We start from the raw sequence: 14,234 nt of genomic DNA, 5'->3' as shown, positions 1-14,234 counted from the left end.
CATTTTGGCAACTTACAGGAAACTAAAAAGCGGAAAGTGGCAAGCCAGAGTCTCAAGAGATGGGAAAGAGTTTAGTATTGGCACATATAGAACAAAAAAAGAAGCTGGAAAAGTAGAGGAAAGGATATATTATGGACAAGCATTAAATGATCGCAACATGTTATTTGAAGATGTAGTAAAAGAGTGGCTTCATGATCACAAAAAACCTAGTGTAAAAGAATCTACTTTTGAACAGATAGAAGTCATTGTATCTCCACATTATACCCTTTTTCGGAAACAAGAGAATTATGAAAATAACTCGTTCAGATATAAAGAAATGGATAAAAGAGTATATGGATATGCGCAATAAGAATGGGAAAGAAAAATACTCCTATGGAGCAAGGATTAAGTATCTTTCTGTCTTAAAAGGAATTTTCCATTATGCAGTTCATGAAATTGAAGTGCTTGAAAAAAGTCCGACCGACAGACTTAGTGTTCCTGTTAAAGACAGTGTTGCACAAAGCAATAAAACCAAATATTTCACGCTAAAAGAATTAACTACACTCCTCACCTTTATGAAGAAGTACCGACATCAACGGTATAGTGATTATCAACTTTACTATGTACTTATATATTTTCTAAGTGAATCAGGACTTAGAATTAGTGAGGCATTAGCATTAAGGTGGTCCGATATAAAAGGGAACAAAATTACAGTGGAAAGACAGACCAGAAGAAATGACAATAATCAGCTAGTATTAACCACCTTGAAAAACTCTTCTTCATACCGAACAATTACTTTAAATGATGAGGTCTTAAAAACGCTAAAGAAATTCAAACTAAAACAAAATGAAATGATTTTAAAGGAGCAAAGCTTTTACAAAAATAAAGATGACATAATCTTTCAGAATTATTTAGGGAATTATCTTACGCCATCCACAGTGAGAGAGTCAATACAAAAGTATTGTAAACTGGCAGGCGTAGATTACATGGAACTCACGGCTTTAGGCATACTCACGCTGTACTTCTATTAGAAGCTGGAGCGAGTATAAAATTTGTTTCTAAAAGGCTTGGGCATAAAACCATTAAAACTACAGCAGACACTTACTTAGATATTACAGAAAAAATAGAAGAAGACGAACTCAAAAAGTTCGCCTCCTACACAGCCAAGAAAAACTGAATCGGCACGAAATCGGCACGCATCATTTTCTTGGCTACCTCTTATTCCTCAAAACCTTGATAAATCAATGTTTAATATAGGTTATCCTATACTACCTTCCATCTCGAACTTAATCAGACGGTTCATTTCTACTGCGTATTCCATTGGAAGTTCTTTTGTGAATGGCTCGATAAAGCCCATTACGATCATTTCTGTTGCTTCTTCTTCAGATAATCCACGGCTCATTAGATAGAACAGTTGCTCTTCTGATACCTTGGATACCTTCGCTTCATGCTCAAGTGACACATTGTCATTGAACACTTCGTTGTAAGGAATCGTATCGGAAGTGGATTGGTTATCCATGATCAGTGTATCACACTCGATGTTAGAGCGGGCACCAGATGCTTTTTTACCGAAGTGAACAATTCCACGGTACGTTACTTTACCACCTTGTTTAGAAATGGATTTAGATACGATGGTGGAGGATGTGTTTGGTGCAAGGTGAATCATTTTCGCTCCTGCATCCTGATGCTGACCTTTACCAGCTAGTGCGATGGAAAGAGTCATACCACGAGCGCCTTCACCTTTAAGGATGACAGCTGGATATTTCATAGTCAGCTTGGAACCGATGTTACCATCAATCCATTCCATCGTTGCATTTTCTTCACAAACTGCACGTTTTGTAACAAGGTTATACACGTTGTTCGCCCAGTTTTGAATAGTAGTGTAACGGCAATAAGCGTCTTTTTTAATGATAATTTCAACTACTGCACTGTGTAGTGAATTTGTTGTATAAACAGGTGCTGTACAACCTTCTACGTAGTGTACATGCGCGCCTTCGTCCACAATGATAAGCGTACGCTCGAATTGTCCCATATTCTCAGAGTTGATTCGGAAGTATGCTTGTAGTGGAGTTTCCACTTTTACACCTTTTGGAACATAGATGAAAGAACCACCAGACCATACAGCAGAGTTTAAAGCTGAAAACTTGTTATCCGTTGGCGGGATAACTTTCGCCCAATGTTCACGGAAGATATCTTCATTCTCTTTAAGTGCTGTATCTGTATCCTTGAAAACAACCCCAAGGTCTTCTAAATCTTCCTGCATGTTGTGGTATACAACCTCAGATTCGTACTGAGCGGATACACCTGCAAGGTATTTTTGCTCTGCTTCAGGAATACCTAATTTATCAAAAGTTTGTTTGATTTCTTCAGGTACCTCATCCCAAGAACGCTCAGACTTTTCAGATGGTTTTACGTAGTACGTAATTTCATCAAAGTTCAAACTGTTAAGATCGCCACCCCATTGAGGCATTGGCATGTTATAGAAATGTTCCAAAGATTTCAAACGGAAGTCCAGCATCCATTGCGGCTCATTTTTCATACGAGAGATTTCTTCAACGATTTCTTTCGTAAGTCCTCGGCCGGAACGGAAAATGGATACGTCTCTGTCCTTAAAACCATACTTGTAATCGCCGATTTCAGGCATTTTTTTCGCCATTTTTTATTCCCTCCATTCAAGAGGTGAGAAGCAGGTTACTTTAGAGGTAAAAACCCTGCGACTCCCTATCTTTCCTTACTTATTCTGACTTGACTCCCTTTTCCATCGCTTTCCAAGCAAGAGTGGCACATTTGATACGTGCTGGGAATTTCGCTACTCCTTGAAGTGCTTCAATATCCCCCAAGTCAATTGTTTCGTCATCATAGTCCTTACCCAACATCATATCATAGAAGATTTGGGATAACTGAACGGCTTTATCCACTTCAAGACCTTTGACTGCCTGTGTCATCATGGAAGCAGATGCCATCGAAATGGAACATCCTTCTCCATCAAATTTTGCATCTTTCACTTTTCCGTCTTCTAATTGAAGTGTCAAGTGAATACGGTCGCCGCAAGTCGGGTTATTCATGTCGACAGTAATACTGTCCGACTCGATTGCCCCTTTATTACGAGGATTCTTATAATGATCCATAATTACTTGACGATAAAGAGTATCCAAATTGTTAAAAGACATTACTAAAATACTCCTTTGTTTTCACTAATGATGCCACTAGCTTATCAATTTCTTCCTCTGTATTATACAGGTAAAAACTAGCACGTGCAGTAGAAGAAACATTTAGATACTTCATCAAAGGCTGTGCGCAGTGATGTCCAGCTCGAATAGCAATTCCTTCTGCATCCAATACGGTTGCAACATCATGTGGATGTACGTCTTCGATATTAAAGGTAACCAATCCTGCCCGTTTCTTTGGACCATAGATTGTAATCCCTTCAATTTCAGACATACGGTCTAATGCATAATCTGCTAGCATATGCTCATGAGCTAGGATATTTTCCATTCCAATTTGTTCCAGGAAGTCAATTGCTGCTCCAAGTCCGATAGCCCCTGCAATGATTGGGGTACCACCTTCGAACTTCCATGGCAGCTCCTTCCAGGTTGATTCCTGCAAACCAACAAAGTCAATCATTTCACCGCCAAATTCAATCGGTTCCATGTTTTCAAGAAGGTGTTTTTTGCCGTATAAGGCACCTATTCCTGTCGGGCCACCCATTTTATGACCGGAAAGTGCAAAGAAATCACAATCCAAATCTTGTACATCTACTTTTAAGTGAGGTGTACTTTGAGCACCATCCACGACCATAAATGCTCCATTTTTATGAGCAATTGCAGCGATTTCTTTAATTGGATTTATAGATCCTAATACATTTGAGACATGCATCACTGACACAATTTTCGTGTTTTCTGTAATCGTATCTTCCACAGCTTTTAACGATAAACTACCGTCTTCTTCAAGCGGGATATATTTTAATGTGGCACCAGTGGCTTTAGCAGCTTGCTGCCAAGGAATGATATTACTATGATGCTCCATGTAAGTAATAACTATTTCATCGCCAGTCTGTAATTTCGGCCGTGCAAAGCTTGTTGCTACAAGATTTAAAGCTGTTGTTGTACCTCGGGTAAAAACTATCTCTTCGCGGTGCTTAGCGTTAATAAAGTTTTTCACTTTATCGCGTGCACCTTCGTAACCATCCGTGGCTTTTGTACCAAGAGTATGAACACCACGGTGAACATTGGAATTATAGCCTTTATAATATTTCTCCAAAGCCTCTATAACCGCAAGTGGTTTCTGTGAGGTAGCAGCACTATCCAGATATACAAGCGGATTTCCATTTACCTCTTGGTGCAAAATAGGAAACTGCTGACGAATTTCCTGGGTATTCATTACTTAACTTTCCTTTCAATTACATCAATCAATTGATTTTTAACCTTTTCAATTGGTAATTGTTTAACAACAGGTGCCAAAAATCCGTGGATAACTAGGCGCTCTGCTTCATTTTTGGAGATTCCGCGGCTCATTAAGTAATAAAGCTGAAGTGGATCAATGCGGCCAGCAGATGCAGCATGACCAGCTGTTACATCGTCTTCATCAATTAGAAGAATTGGATTTGCATCCCCACGAGCTTTTTCACTTAACATAAGTACACGTGATTCTTGTTCAGCGTTTGACTTAGATGCCCCATGCTCAATTTTCCCGATTCCGTTAAATACAGAGCTTGCGCTGTCTTTCATTACACCGTGCTTGAGAATTTGCCCATCAGAATTTTTTCCAAAGTGAACGACTTTTGTTGTAAAGTTTAGCTTTTGCTCGCCACGACCAACTACAACAGTTTTTGTATCCCCTACAGAACCATCACCGATTAGGTTTGTGATGTTTTCTGAAATAGTATCTCCGTCATTCATTAATCCTAAAGCCCACTCTAATGTAGCGTCACGACCAACTACACCACGACGGTTAACATAAGTAGTAACACCTTTACCAAGATTGTCCACTGCACCATATTGAACTTTTGAGTTACCATTTGCGATAACCTCTGTCACAATGTTGAAGATGGAACCTTCACCGTCCGTATTGGAGAAATAGTTTTCTACATATGTTACGGCACTGTTATCTTCCGCTACAATCAGAATATGATTGAAAACTGCTTCTGCTTGGTCATGTAGGTAAATTGCTTGAATTGGTTCTTCAATAACAACATTCTTTGGAACATATAGGAATGCTCCACCATTTAATAATGCAGCATGTAAAGCAGAAAGCTTATGCTCATCTACTTTTACACCGTCTTGCATGAAGTATTTTTTCACAAGTTCACCGTGCTCTTTAGTAGCTGTGATGATATCTGTAAAAATTACTCCTTGAGATTTTAGTTCTTCTTTAAGCGTTGATACAACAGCTGTATTATCAACTTGTACGAATAAATTTTCTCCATCAACTAACGCCTTTACTTCTTCTGGAAGCTGGTCCACAGAAGTAATCGAAGTTTCGACAGTATGCTTTTGGAAGTTTGTAAAGTTCCAGTTTGTTATCTTCGTTTTATCTGGCTTTGGTAAAGGCAGTTCTTCTGCCAAAGCAAGAGCTTGGATACGAAGATCTAACAGCCACTGCGGCTCTCCTGATTCTTTGGAGTAGTTGCTGAGGTAGTCTTGATCAAACGGTAATTTTGTCTCTAACGTCATGATAATCCTCCTTGCTTACGCTTCTTGACCGACTGTTTCGTCTTCGATACCTAGTTCTTGCTTAATCCAATCGTAACCTTCTGCCTCTAAACGTTGTGATAATTCTGCTCCACCAGACTTCACAATGCGCCCTTGCATCATTACGTGAACATGGTCTGGAGTGATGTAGTTCAATAGGCGTTGATAGTGAGTAATGATAAGGCAACCGAAATCTTCACTACGCATTTCGTTAATACCTTTAGATACAACCTTCAAAGCATCTATATCAAGACCAGAGTCAATCTCGTCAAGGATTGCAATCTTAGGCTCAATCATCATTAATTGAAGAATTTCATTACGCTTTTTCTCTCCACCAGAGAACCCTTCATTTAGGTAGCGTTGCGCCATAGCTGGATCCATTTCAAGGAATTCCATGTTTTTATCCATTTTACGGATGAATTTCATTAGCGAAATTTCATCCCCTTCCTCACGACGTGCATTGATGGCAGAACGCAAGAAGTCAGCGTTTGTAACACCACTGATTTCACTTGGATATTGCATCGCTAGGAATAAACCTACTTGCGCGCGCTCATCCACTTCCATCTCAAGAACATCTTCCCCATCAAATGTGATGCTTCCTTGTGTTACTTCGTATTTTGGGTGACCCATAATAGCAGAAGAAAGTGTTGATTTACCTGTTCCGTTCGGACCCATGATAGCGTGAATCTCTCCGCCTTTTACTTCAAGATTTACACCTTTTAAAATTTCTTTATCGTTGATTGACACATGTAAATCTTTAATTGTTAACGTTGAACCCATAACTGTAACCTCCAATGTTCTTGTGTTCCTATATAAAAACACATTTTGTTGTTTTAATTCTCATTTTATTCTCATTACAATCTTATAACAAATAGAAAGTGATAGCAACCATTTCCGCCTTCTATAAGATACCTACAAATTATATCGAAACATAGGGGTTAAAGTCTAATTTTCATAGGAAATCCCTTGTTCATTTAATATGACTGTCCTTATATTCAAATCTAATGGATGATTCCACCTTCTAAAATGAATCGCTTAAGAATAGATTATGCCGTGTGTTACATACAAGACAATCATAACAAAACCAAATATAAAAAAGGGCCAATATCACTCTCACACTCTGAGAATAATATGCACCCTTTTTTTGCTTATATTATTGAGTAACCATTATTTTATCTGGAATTCCGGTCTATTTCTGCAACGATTTCTAGGCTCTTTTGGTAATCCTCTTCACGTTTCTGTTCTACTTCAATTAACTTTGACAGCTTTTTTGAATACTCCTCGTAACCTATACCATGAGCTTGATGCATCGCTTTTTCCATTTCACTTGTGTACTTTACATGTACCTGATGGATAATAAACCATTCCTTTCCTATTTATAAGTGTTTATTAGTGTATCGGTTTTTTGATACCCTTAAAGTATTTGTAATAAACACATAATTTATCATAACAGGAGGGTGACTAATAACCAAACAGGATATAGGGTTTAAATGAGTGATATCACAATATTACACTTATTTCTTATTGATGTTTGTAAGGGTTTCTTACAATACCTCTAGTTTTCTCTCATATGCTCGAGAAGAGGACTTTTGCATTAATGCTGCATGTCTTTAAAATCGCTAATACATGATTGTACCAATGTAACAGCTTGACTCATTGCAGCCCCACCACCGAATGCAGCAGTAACTCCACAAGCTTCAAGGATTTCCTGTTCCGTGGCACCTTGATCAATGCAGCCTTTTGTATGATAGACAATACAATATTCATCTTGGGAATAGACACTAACACCAAGAGCAATTAATTGTTTCTGTTTCTTATCTAGTACCCCTTCTTTAAAGCATGCTTCAGTAAACTCATTATAATGGTGTGCAAGTTCAGGCATTTTTTCGGAAAATGTACCAAGTCCCATTTTATAATCATGAATGGCTGCATCCGTATAGTTTTTTGGTTCATAATTCTGCTCCATAAAATACAACTCCTATCCATATTTTTCACAAGGTTAGTATGTGTTATGGTGGGAGGAAAGTATTCATTATGTATGGAAATATAAAAAGTCCCATCACCTTTTTTGGAGGGATGAGACTTTCGTCGCGTTTATCAATATTAATTTCCAGAAGCAGGTAAAACTGTTCCTCTGTATTTTTCTTCAATGAACGCTTTTATTTCATCTGATTGAAGCACTTCTAATAACGTCTTAATCTGTTCGTTGTCTTTGTCTTCTTCACGAACAACAAGTAGATTCGCGTACGGATTATTTTCACCTGATTCTAATGCAATTGCTTCTTCAGCTGGATCAATCTCTGCACCAAGCGCATAGTTACCATTAATTAATAGCGCATCTCCATCACCATTCAAATATGCTTGTGGAAGGAATGCTGCTTCAAATTGTGTATTGAATGTTAGATTTTTAGGATTGTCTTCAATATCCTCAACTGTTGCAGTAGTTGTTTCTACTCCATCCTTTAGGGTAATCAATCCCTTTTCTTGAAGCAAACTTAAAATACGGCCATGATCAGCTACAGAGTTACTCATTAGAATTTCAGCACCATCTGGAAGCTCTTCTAGGTTATTATATTTTTGTGAATAGACACCAATTGGCTCAATATGAACTCCACCAACACTAACAAATTTATAATCGTTTTCTGCAATTTGTGAGTTTAAGTAAGGCTCATGCTGGAAGTAGTTTGCATCAATATCTCCATCACGTAAAGCTTGGTTTGGAATAATATAATCAGTGAACGTTTTAATCTCTAAATCTATACCTTTTTCCTTTAATAATGGTTTTACTTCTTCAAGAATTTCAGCATGAGGAACATTGGATGCACCAATGATAAGCTTTCCTTCTTCAATTTTAGAGCCTGACCCTGATTCACCATTAGTTCCACAAGCTGCTAACACTAACACTAACAATGAAATTACTGCTAAACTTAATACCTTTTTCATTAATAATTCCCCTCTTCCTTTTAGCGTTTGTCTAATTTATTTGTTATTAAATCTCCAATAAATTGGATGATAAAAACAATAATTAATATAATGACTGTACATACAAGAGTTACTTCCCAGTTATTTCGTTGGAAGCCGTCAAGGAATGCTAGGTTACCAAGACCTCCTGCTCCAATAATCCCTGCCATGGCGGTATAACTGACGACTGCAATAGCAGTAACTGTGATTCCTGAAACTAAAGCGGGCATTGATTCTGGGAGTAATACTTTCCAAATAATTTCAGTTGTTTTTGCCCCCATTGATCGTGCTGCTTCAATAACACCTTTATCGATTTCCCTTAAGGCTATTTCCACCATACGGGCATAGAATGGTGCAGCACCAATTATAAGTGCAGGTAATGCGGCATTTGCCCCGATAATTGTCCCCATTATCGTTCTCGTAAAGGGAATTAGTAAAAATATTAAAATAACAAATGGAATAGAGCGAAAGATATTAACAAATGCAGCAACAATTCCATTGACGAAACGGTTCTGCCAGATGTTTCCCCTTGCGGTTAAAAAAAGCAATAGCCCTAGAATAATACCCAAAACGAAAGTTGCGGCAACTGAGATGCTGGTCATGTATAGTGTTTCTGTAGTTGCATCCCACATTTTGTCCCAGTTAACACGTTCAAGCACGGGTCATCACCTCCAACTCTACCTGCTGCTCTTTAATATAAGCCACGGCCCGATCAATTTCTGCCTGTTCCCCATCAAGGTGAACAAACAAGGAACCGTAAGCACCATTTTGAGTTTGTGATATTTTCCCCTGTAGGATATTTATATTAATATCGAACTTCCGGATTAAATTTGATATTAAAGGTTGTTCCACTGATGTACCGACAAATGTCATTTGAATCACTTTTCCCCTTGGGAATTCAGTTAATAAATGTTCAATTGTTTCTTGCGTTTCTTCAGTCTCTGTCACCTGCTTTACAAAACGCTTCGTAATTGGTTGTTCTGGTTTACGGAAAACATGGAGTACCTCTCCTTGTTCCACAATTTTTCCGTTTTCCATCACTGCAACACGGTGACAAATTTTTCGGATTACATGCATTTCGTGTGTAATAAGAACGATTGTAAGAGATAAACGCTTATTTATATCCACCAACAACTCTAGAATAGAGTCTGTTGTTTGTGGGTCTAGAGCAGATGTAGCCTCATCACAAAGCAGTACTTTTGGATTATTGGCAAGAGCTCTGGCAATCCCTACTCTTTGCTTTTGTCCTCCACTCAATTGGGAAGGATAAGAATCTTCACGTCCTTCAAGACCAACTAATTTAATTAGTTCTTCCACTCTCCGGTTACGTTCTGCACGCCCCACACCAGCAATCTCTAATGGGAAGGCGATGTTTTCTTTAACCGTTCTAGACCACAATAAGTTGAAATGCTGAAAAATCATGCTTATTTCTTGGCGGGCTTTACGGAGCTCTGATCCTTTTACTTTTCCGAGATTTTTCCCAGCTACGTCTACAACCCCGTCAGTTGGTGTCTCTAATCCGTTCAACATTCGAATTAGCGTACTTTTTCCTGCCCCACTGTAGCCAATGATTCCATAGATTTCTCCTTCATTGATTGTTAGATCTATATCGTCAACCGCTTTAACCGGTCCATTTCGTGTTTTAAAAACCTTTGAAACACTTTTCAACGATATCAAGACTACACCTACTTTCTATATAAATCCTGTACTTAGCTTACCCAAAACTTTTTAAGACAAAATAAAAATCCCATCTGTCAAATGAGCAGAAAGGATTAATAATAAAAGGTCCTTTCTCTCATCTGCCAAAACAAAATAATTGTTCTGTGTGAATTGGCACCAATTTCAACAAGTACTTGTTGACGGTTGCCGGGTTTCATCGGGCACGTCCCTCGACCTCTCTCGATAAGAGATTAACATATATTAAATTTTAATTTAGGTAATTTGAATTATCGTGTGTAATCGTATCATGGTAATAAATAGACTGTCAACTAAAAAAAATTCATAAAATTTTTAGTGATTTTTTCTCGATGCTAAAAAATAGCTCTTCTTTAACCATTATTTCCCCATCACATTGTAAAATCATATTGCTGTTTGGGGCAAGCAACACCGTTTCACCTTTAAACATTGAAACATGTCGATGGGTAATATGAGATCCCCTGAAAACTCTTGGAAATACCAATAATAATTCCCAGCGGCTAATTCCTGAAACGATACAAATATCAAACTTCTCATCATCTGCCCTTGCATCAGGGCAAATTTTCAACCCGCCACCGTAGTATGGAAGATTTGCGATTGCAATTAACCATACATCATGGAAATCTATCTCTTTTCCATCAATCGTGATTTTCACACCGGTTGGTTGATAGGTGAACAATACTTTAAATATATTTATAATATATACTAGGTTTCCTAGCCCTATTTTATTTAATATATTTTTTGACTTGGATTGGTTAGTCACTTCTGCAACCTTGCCATCAAAACCCATACCTGCTATGGAGATAAAGTATTCCTTATCTACTTTTGGTGTATCAATCCATGTTGGTATCCCTTTAAACACACGTTCTAAAGCTTCCTCTACATTAAATGGAATATGTAAGCTTCTTGCATAATCATTTCCTGTCCCTGCAGGAATTACTGCTAGTGGTACGTCTTTTAAAACAAGGGCATTGACCACTTCATGAATCGTACCATCGCCGCCGATCACCACAATTGCCATGGCATCTTGGAAGAAGGATTGCTTTTCTGCTATCTCTTTTGCATGACCTACATACTCTGTAAATTCTACTAAAAAATCTATCTCCATGTTCTTTAATATTTCTTCAACCTTTAACCATGATTGATACCCTTTTCCATTACCTGAAGTCTTGTTGACAATAAAATAATACAAGGAGCCCACCGCCTATTTCTCTATATCTATCTCAATTTATTCGCTACAAACGATGGAATATCCTCTTACCCCGCTTCTTTTCCTATTGGACTATTTACTAACGTTAATAAGGAATCCATAAAAAGATAATGTCTAAATGTTCCTGTAAAATGTACATTTTTTAGATCTTTTATTTTTGTACCACTAAGCATGCTTACTATTTCCTCTTCAGGTCCCTCAATCACAACATCTATTTCATCTAATTGACTCTCCATTTGTAACTTTTCTTTCGTTAAGGTGAAATTATACCTCTCCTCTTCCACAACTAAACAGCAGCGAAGACTGTAAGCAGGTAAAATTTCCAAAACATGTGGTTTTAACTTCACTCTAGCTAAAAATCTTTCAAGATTTTCTTTAACCATACATATTTCCCCCTTTAAAGAAGTATTCCTTATTACCTATGGAAAACCCTCTATAAATGAAAGGACAATTGCTGCACATTCTTTTATTGTCATTTCATTTCCCAAGAAATATGTCAGTCTATGATGTCTTAACCAATGACTTTTGACTATTTGCCGTCGATTTCCCCCTAAACATAAAGTAAAAGAAAATGGAACTTGTCAAATAAAGGACGGCCGTAATGGAGAAAACAATCGAGTACCCCCAATATTCCCCGTATATAAGGACAATTGTCATCGAGACAGGACCCATACTTGCCCATCCTAGTGAAAACACCATTTGGTTCATGGAGTTAGCAAAGCCTTTAAGAGAGTTATCCACCTTATCCATCATCATAGACGATATGATCGGGTTCGCTGCGTTCATTAATGCCTGTCTGAAAAGAAATCCTAATGCTGCGAGCAAAAAACTTTGCGTAAAGGCAGTGACAAGCATAAACGGTAATGATAGAAGTTGTAATATGACTACTGCCCTCATCTCTCCTACTTTTCTTACTACTGCAGGTCCAATAATCATGGCAACCGCAGTAACTGCTTGACCTAGTGATAGAACAATTCCTATCGTAGAATTACTAGTTTGAAATCTGTCTGCAAAGTAAAGGTTAAGATATGGAATAACTAATCCAGAACCAAATCCAATTAAAATCGATGCAAAAGCAAAAATAAGGATAATTTTTAACTGCCCTGGAGGGAAATTTGGTTTGAAATTATGCAAGGAAAAACTTATTGGTTCACCGTTTTTAAAGGATTCCGTTGTTTTTAGCAAAGGAAATATCCCTAAAGCAAAGACTAAACTTCCCAAAAGCAAGGTAAGCCTGATACTCCATACCTCATTTAATTGCCCAACATGAAGAAACAAATCTGTCATCGTTCCACCAAGAAGGTTTCCAATTACATTTGCTCCCATCATTACAGCAAAATGATAACTGAATAGCTTTACTCTTTGTTCTTTCGTTGAATTTTCAGCTAACCAAGGTATCGCTGTAACTTGTATAAATGCCATTGCTATACCACCAATGAATGCACTTATTAACAACAGGGATTCCGCTGCAAAAATACTTCTCAAAAACATGAAGAGACTGCTTACAACTACTCCATAAATCATCATTTTCCTACGACCAATTTTGTCACTTAATACACCAGCTGGTATTAAAATAAGTGCAGCAGCAAGTGATGACATCGCAATCACTTTACCATTCACTGTCTCCGCAAAACCAAGCTCTCTTATATAAAAATTATACACAACCATAAAAACTCCAAGTCCTATCTGGGTCAGGATATTAACGACAAAAAGCTGTCTGACATTATAGTTATATGACTTGAAGTTTTGGAGTATATTGATATTTTTCATTAATAAAGTACCCCTGTCTATCATCTATTTCGTATCCCTAAATAAACTTACTCCTTTTTCAGAAAAATGGCAATAGGCTGGACATAAAAAAACACCTAACTATGAGGTGTATTGGTAGTATCATATTGCTTAAATAAATGATATAGATATTCTACTGAGCGGAAGGCATATATTTTCTCTTCCACCTTTCCGTTCCTAAAAATCATTAAACAGGGGACGCTTTCTATTTCCCATTCAACTGCAAGTTCTTGTATATAGTTTACATCGATCATTCCAAATGTAAGTTGTGGAAAAAGTTCCTTTGTTATCTCGAGCATTCGTTTTGCTACCTGACATGTTCCACACATTGGCGTAAAAAAACAGATGACAGTTATTTGCTCTGACAGAACTTCTTGCAATAATTGTTGCTTAGTCAATTCCTTCATAATTCCAACCTCATCACTTCAACTTATCCTTATAAAAATTGAGCATGAATATCAATATTGGCGCTTAATAATACTGTTGCTATATGTTGGTGAGGAGCACTAGCTACCTCTCGATACATTTTATCGATATAAAGATGCTCAGCCTCTGGGAATTCTCGCTTAAAGAGTTTTCTTAGCTTATCACCCGACTCATCAGCATCTACAAGAATGTATACTTCTCTATCCATAATATCTTCCATTAGTTCATCAAGCTTGGTAACACTGATGGTGCCATTCGTACATATGATTTGAATTGGTTCATTTATTACTTCTTGGATACGTTTTTTATCCGATTTTCCTTCAACAATAATGACCTTTTCCTCTTGAAAAGAATCCATCTCCATCACCTGTTCTTTTAAAGGTATAAAGTAAAAAGCTTTATACTATAACTATTCTCTTACACGAGAATGTACACAAATAATAGGAAATAAGGGCTATATCCAACCCCATATAAAAAAGGGGCGG

General features: G+C 37.5%; 18 protein-coding genes and 1 riboswitch. Of the genes, 3 read left to right on the top strand and 15 right to left on the bottom strand.

The window, feature by feature from the left end; genetic code table 11:
• The first annotated feature begins 4 nt into the window (after positions 1–4).
• The 3 genes from LRP81_RS08035 to LRP81_RS23205 are packed head-to-tail and all read left to right on the top strand — an operon-like array spanning position 5 to position 1,156.
• Positions 5–349, top strand: a complete 345-nt coding sequence (locus LRP81_RS08035) for a hypothetical protein (protein ID WP_230500747.1) — start codon at positions 5–7, stop codon at positions 347–349.
• A complete protein-coding gene (locus tag LRP81_RS08030; RefSeq protein ID WP_253073868.1) occupies positions 288–1,010 on the top strand; it encodes a tyrosine-type recombinase/integrase in 723 nt (240 codons plus the stop codon). The genes LRP81_RS08035 and LRP81_RS08030 overlap by 62 nt, the downstream gene beginning before the upstream one ends.
• 14 nt (positions 1,011–1,024) lie before the next feature.
• Complete coding sequence (locus LRP81_RS23205; protein WP_253073870.1) at positions 1,025–1,156, top strand: hypothetical protein; 132 nt, start codon at positions 1,025–1,027, stop codon at positions 1,154–1,156.
• A gap of 81 nt (positions 1,157–1,237) precedes the next feature.
• Here LRP81_RS23205 and sufB read toward each other — a convergent pair whose 3' ends face one another.
• From sufB to LRP81_RS07955, 15 genes are all read right to left on the bottom strand, one after another.
• Positions 1,238–2,635, bottom strand: a complete 1,398-nt coding sequence (sufB, locus tag LRP81_RS08025) for a Fe-S cluster assembly protein SufB (protein ID WP_230500746.1) — start codon at positions 2,633–2,635, stop codon at positions 1,238–1,240.
• Between the two features lie 79 nt (positions 2,636–2,714).
• Complete coding sequence (sufU, locus tag LRP81_RS08020) at positions 2,715–3,149, bottom strand: Fe-S cluster assembly sulfur transfer protein SufU (protein WP_230500745.1); 435 nt, start codon at positions 3,147–3,149, stop codon at positions 2,715–2,717.
• Positions 3,139–4,359, bottom strand: a complete 1,221-nt coding sequence (locus tag LRP81_RS08015; protein ID WP_230500744.1) for a cysteine desulfurase — start codon at positions 4,357–4,359, stop codon at positions 3,139–3,141. Before LRP81_RS08015 ends, sufU begins: the two co-directional genes overlap by 11 nt.
• The gene (gene sufD / locus LRP81_RS08010; RefSeq protein ID WP_230500743.1) at positions 4,359–5,651 is read right to left on the bottom strand and encodes a Fe-S cluster assembly protein SufD; all 1,293 of its coding nucleotides are present in this window, start codon (positions 5,649–5,651) and stop codon (positions 4,359–4,361) included. The genes LRP81_RS08015 and sufD overlap by 1 nt, the downstream gene beginning before the upstream one ends.
• Positions 5,652–5,666: 15 nt before the next feature.
• Complete coding sequence (sufC, locus tag LRP81_RS08005; protein ID WP_230500742.1) at positions 5,667–6,449, bottom strand: Fe-S cluster assembly ATPase SufC; 783 nt, start codon at positions 6,447–6,449, stop codon at positions 5,667–5,669.
• A 392-nt stretch (positions 6,450–6,841) separates the two neighbouring features.
• Positions 6,842–6,979 carry a hypothetical protein gene (locus LRP81_RS08000; RefSeq protein ID WP_230500807.1) on the bottom strand — a complete coding sequence of 46 codons (138 nt, stop codon included), beginning with the start codon at positions 6,977–6,979 and terminating at the stop codon, positions 6,842–6,844.
• 284 nt (positions 6,980–7,263) lie between these two features.
• A complete protein-coding gene (locus LRP81_RS07995; protein ID WP_230500741.1) occupies positions 7,264–7,635 on the bottom strand; it encodes a carboxymuconolactone decarboxylase family protein in 372 nt (123 codons plus the stop codon).
• 137 nt (positions 7,636–7,772) lie between these two features.
• On the bottom strand, positions 7,773–8,612 hold the full coding sequence (locus LRP81_RS07990) for a MetQ/NlpA family ABC transporter substrate-binding protein (protein ID WP_230500740.1): 840 nt from the start codon (positions 8,610–8,612) through the stop codon (positions 7,773–7,775).
• Between the two features lie 20 nt (positions 8,613–8,632).
• Positions 8,633–9,262, bottom strand: coding sequence for a methionine ABC transporter permease (locus LRP81_RS07985; RefSeq protein ID WP_230500804.1), 630 nt, complete (start codon positions 9,260–9,262; stop codon positions 8,633–8,635).
• A gap of 19 nt (positions 9,263–9,281) precedes the next feature.
• Positions 9,282–10,307 (bottom strand): methionine ABC transporter ATP-binding protein, encoded by a 1,026-nt coding sequence (locus tag LRP81_RS07980; protein WP_230500739.1) that lies wholly within the window; start codon positions 10,305–10,307, stop codon positions 9,282–9,284.
• 115 nt (positions 10,308–10,422) lie between these two features.
• A riboswitch (SAM riboswitch) is annotated at positions 10,423–10,539 on the bottom strand.
• Positions 10,540–10,629: 90 nt separating this feature from the next.
• On the bottom strand, positions 10,630–11,517 hold the full coding sequence (locus tag LRP81_RS07975; protein ID WP_230500738.1) for a diacylglycerol/lipid kinase family protein: 888 nt from the start codon (positions 11,515–11,517) through the stop codon (positions 10,630–10,632).
• Positions 11,518–11,582: 65 nt separating this feature from the next.
• Positions 11,583–11,918: a DUF789 domain-containing protein gene (locus LRP81_RS07970; protein ID WP_230500737.1), complete on the bottom strand. Its 336-nt coding sequence runs from the start codon at positions 11,916–11,918 to the stop codon at positions 11,583–11,585.
• Positions 11,919–12,036: 118 nt separating this feature from the next.
• Complete coding sequence (locus LRP81_RS07965; protein ID WP_230500736.1) at positions 12,037–13,305, bottom strand: MFS transporter; 1,269 nt, start codon at positions 13,303–13,305, stop codon at positions 12,037–12,039.
• Between the two features lie 95 nt (positions 13,306–13,400).
• Positions 13,401–13,730, bottom strand: coding sequence for a thioredoxin family protein (locus LRP81_RS07960; protein WP_230500735.1), 330 nt, complete (start codon positions 13,728–13,730; stop codon positions 13,401–13,403).
• A gap of 29 nt (positions 13,731–13,759) precedes the next feature.
• Positions 13,760–14,107 carry a toprim domain-containing protein gene (locus tag LRP81_RS07955; RefSeq protein ID WP_230500734.1) on the bottom strand — a complete coding sequence of 116 codons (348 nt, stop codon included), beginning with the start codon at positions 14,105–14,107 and terminating at the stop codon, positions 13,760–13,762.
• Between the last annotated feature and the right edge of the window lie 127 nt (positions 14,108–14,234).

Source organism: Sutcliffiella rhizosphaerae (assembly GCF_917563925.1).
GTDB lineage: Bacteria > Bacillota > Bacilli > Bacillales > Bacillaceae_I > Sutcliffiella_A > Sutcliffiella_A rhizosphaerae.
The sequence above is the reverse complement of the archived record's forward strand: the minus strand, read 5'-3'. Positions and strand labels throughout refer to the sequence as shown.